This window comes from Archaeoglobus sp. (assembly GCF_017656475.1).
Lineage (GTDB): Archaea > Halobacteriota > Archaeoglobi > Archaeoglobales > Archaeoglobaceae > Archaeoglobus.
Genome location: NZ_JACDNT010000076.1, coordinates 1 through 3,141, shown reverse-complemented (window position 1 = coordinate 3,141; position 3,141 = coordinate 1). Strand labels below are relative to the sequence as shown.

At 45.6% G+C, this 3,141-nt stretch carries 4 protein-coding genes; all 4 read right to left on the bottom strand.

Annotated features, from left to right (window positions below; genetic code table 11):
* Positions 1-52: 52 nt before the first annotated feature.
* Entirely contained in the window at positions 53-1,657 is a 1,605-nt protein-coding gene (locus tag H0Z19_RS11740; RefSeq protein ID WP_290726848.1) for a hypothetical protein, read from the bottom strand.
* A complete protein-coding gene (locus H0Z19_RS11735; RefSeq protein ID WP_290726846.1) occupies positions 1,657-1,830 on the bottom strand; it encodes a hypothetical protein in 174 nt (57 codons plus the stop codon). Before H0Z19_RS11735 ends, H0Z19_RS11740 begins: the two co-directional genes overlap by 1 nt.
* Positions 1,827-2,120, bottom strand: a complete 294-nt coding sequence (locus H0Z19_RS11730; protein WP_290726845.1) for a ferritin family protein — start codon at positions 2,118-2,120, stop codon at positions 1,827-1,829. Before H0Z19_RS11730 ends, H0Z19_RS11735 begins: the two co-directional genes overlap by 4 nt.
* 11 nt (positions 2,121-2,131) lie before the next feature.
* On the bottom strand, positions 2,132-3,141 hold a 1,010-nt coding region (locus tag H0Z19_RS11725; RefSeq protein WP_290726843.1), incomplete at its 5' end, for a hypothetical protein.

Sequence of the window (3,141 nt, the reverse complement as noted above, 5' to 3'; positions counted from 1 at the left end):
AGTGAAAAGAGAGTTTTTGCATCATTTGACTCATTTTTGACTCATTTTTGCATCAGACCTCGGCGTACCAGCTCAGCTTGATGTTGTTCGTTCCACTCGGAGGAGCCGTCTTATAGTTCACGTAGATGTTGGTGTCGTCGGCTGTCACGTAGAAGTCTCCCGCAGCGTCTGAGCTCATTGGAGTTACCAGGACTTTGCTTGGCGTGCTGACCAGCTTGTGCGCGATTGTGAACTGGGTTGTTGAGCCGTCGCCGGAGAAGGTTGCTGTGGAAGAATTTTCAGTTGTATATCCGACATTGTTTTTTAATATTTTATATAATGAATTTACAGATATATTTGGTGGAAATGGTGAGACGTTTGTAGCAAATGAGTTGTTTGTTATCATTGTTGTTATAGCATTACTTACTTTTATTATATTATCTGAGGAGCTTAAAGTTGTTGACTTAAATGTATTACCTGTGATAACAACGTAAACAGTTTCCAAATCTAGATAGTTCTCTCCAGATAGTGAACCACCAGTAAACTGGTTATTGCTTATGATGACTGTTCTGGTATATCCAGATGCATCCGCGCCTTTTATCATCTTTATCCCGTTGCTGGCAGAAATTTTATTATTAGTTATAATAACTGTACCAAGGTCATATTCCGAGTATAAAATTCTATCGTTGGGAACGCTAAAGTAATTTCCATTTATAAAGATACTCTCTGTTGCCTCTGTCGGGTTAGTAATGTTCAGAAGTTTTGATAGTATCATACTATTTGTAATAAAAATATCAGAGGAGTAAACATCATCGAACGTGGTGTGAAGTTTCGTGTTTGTTATCTTTAGTGTTGAATTTTTCACTTTAGCTGTACCTACATAGATATAAGCATTAGATATACGTACTGACGCGTTTTCTATGTAAATAGTTTCCATATTTGTTCCTGATGTCTCAATCCACACATTGTCAAATACAATGTTTTCTCCGGGGTCTTTAATGTATATTAAGCTATCTAAGTTTTTTCCTTGGATAGCCGTATTGATAAAAGTAAGTCCATTTTTATTATATGTATTATCTGGAGTTCCGCCTTCAATATATATCTTTGTTCCACTACTCCCTCCGTAGTTGTCTCCGGCTAAACCGAAATCACAATGCTCGATGTAGCCAAGGTAACCCTTACCAGTAAGTCTAAGTGAATTAGCTACTCCTGCTTCATGAATGTCCTTTAGTGTTATACCATATATTACGTTGTGGAGGTGAACAAACCCGGCATTTGGATTACTTGTGTCCCCAACAACAAGTAGCGGACCGATTATTCCAGTAGGTTTTGCTGCATCGTTGCTCATTCCACTTGCATCAAAGTAAAATGCATAGGAATTTATTTCTGTCAGGTCTATCATCGCATTATTAAATTTAAGAATGATTCCGCCACCAATTGTAACTTGTCTTGTAAATTTGTAAGACCCCTTCGTTATTGCGATTATCCCGCCATTTTCCCCATCCACGTTTCCTTCGAGCGCATTTGCTGTATATTCTAGGACATCTTCTATGTCTGAACTTTGATACTCAATTCTCCCGCTTTTCCCGTTCTTCGCATAGACGTAGTCACCATCCTTAAAGATAATATAGTCAGCCTCATTATACGGCGGGAAGTTGCTCTTGGTAACGAGTTTCATCAATAATCACCCCCTTCTTTGTTGCGCTTTATCTTGGTACCGGCAATTGCGAAGATGCCGATAATAATTTTCTCAATGAGGGAGAGGGCCTGGTCGTGGAGCGTCACGACCATTATGGCCCCGAGGAAAGTGGCGGCGATTATGGCGAGGTCCCGGTCGTCGAAGTCAATCATTCCATCAGCACCTCCTCTTCTTCCTCTCCGATTGTTTCTTCAGGAGGTTCCTCCTTAAGCTCCCGGGCTCCCTCAACCATACCTTCGCGGAACTTCCTGTCCCTCTTGAGGAGCATTGCCATGAACTCACCGACGTGCACCTTTTCCTCGTACGCCACGGAGTGGAAGAGCTTTATGAGCTCCGGGTCCTCCGTGTTCTTCGCCATCTCCAGGTAGACCCGGATGGCTTCGAGTTCGAGCTCTATGGCCCTCATAAGTTTTTGTTCGTCATCAAGTTTTCCAACCTCCATTTTACATCACCTCACAGAAGTCCTATCTTTTCATAAATATCAGCGTAAAGCTTCAATATGGGATGCCTCTGTTTGCGGAGCCTCCTCATGGCATCCTGGAGGAGGTCGAAGGTCTCAAACGTAATGCGCTCCGGGAGGCTCAGCCAGTAGTCGGCGAAGGGGTCCAGCGGCGGCATCTCACGCACACGGTACCTTATAGCGTCTTTGTACATTTCAAGGAGGTAGTCCCCCTTGACGCGCCAGCTCGCCTTCTTGAGCTCGGGGTGCGCACGCTCAAGCTGCATGGCCTGGAGCTCTATGTCCCACCTCTCAAGCACTGAGTTCCATGTGTTCACATCGGAGATCAGGTCTGTGTACATCAGGTGGTTCTTGATGCCTCCGAACGTCTGGATGAGGATTGCCTCGATGGAGCGGTAGCGCTGGTACTCGTATATCTCATAGATGAAGTCAGCACCTCTGTAGTTGTACTCCGGCTCAGGGATGTCGTCAATGGACTTGGGCATCTTCGGCATCTTGAACCTCACGTTTTCGTGGTACATCAGCTCGTCAATCGGCTTCTTAATTGGGATTATAACCCCGAGGTCGCCGTCGGTGTCCACCTTTGTGCGCAGTTTTGTTTCCGCCTTTTCACCGTAGTCTTTTCCAATATACGGGTGTATCCTTATGGCCTGCGGGTGCCCGTCGAGCGAGGGGTCGTGCTCCACCCTGAGACAGCGGATGCTCTCCTGCCTGCTTACAGGCTCCTTGTACCATATTACGTACTCCGGTTCACCCAGCATCTGGATGAGCTCTCTCCCCATCATGATAACGTCTGTGTCCGGGTCGTCATGCCACAGGACTATCCTCTGCAGGGCCTTGAGTCTTATTGCTGTCTTCTTCTCCCTGTCGCCGAGGAGAAGCTTGCGGGCCATCGTCTTTATGAAGTTGTTGATAGCGTTCTTGTAGAAGCGCGGCAGCCTCTCCCACCCCTTTTCCCTGTACTCCTTGATGGCCCTCATCAGCTGCGTCTCCTGTTCTGCGT

Bases quoted from the DNA above. Each gene is read 5' to 3' on its own strand.
- H0Z19_RS11735 (WP_290726846.1), bottom strand. From the start codon at position 1,830: ATGATTGACTTCGACGACCGGGACCTCGCCATAATCGCCGCCACTTTC.
- H0Z19_RS11730 (WP_290726845.1), bottom strand. From the start codon at position 2,120: ATGGAGGTTGGAAAACTTGATGACGAACAAAAACTTATGAGGGCCATA.
- H0Z19_RS11740 (WP_290726848.1), bottom strand. From the start codon at position 1,657: ATGAAACTCGTTACCAAGAGCAACTTCCCGCCGTATAATGAGGCTGAC.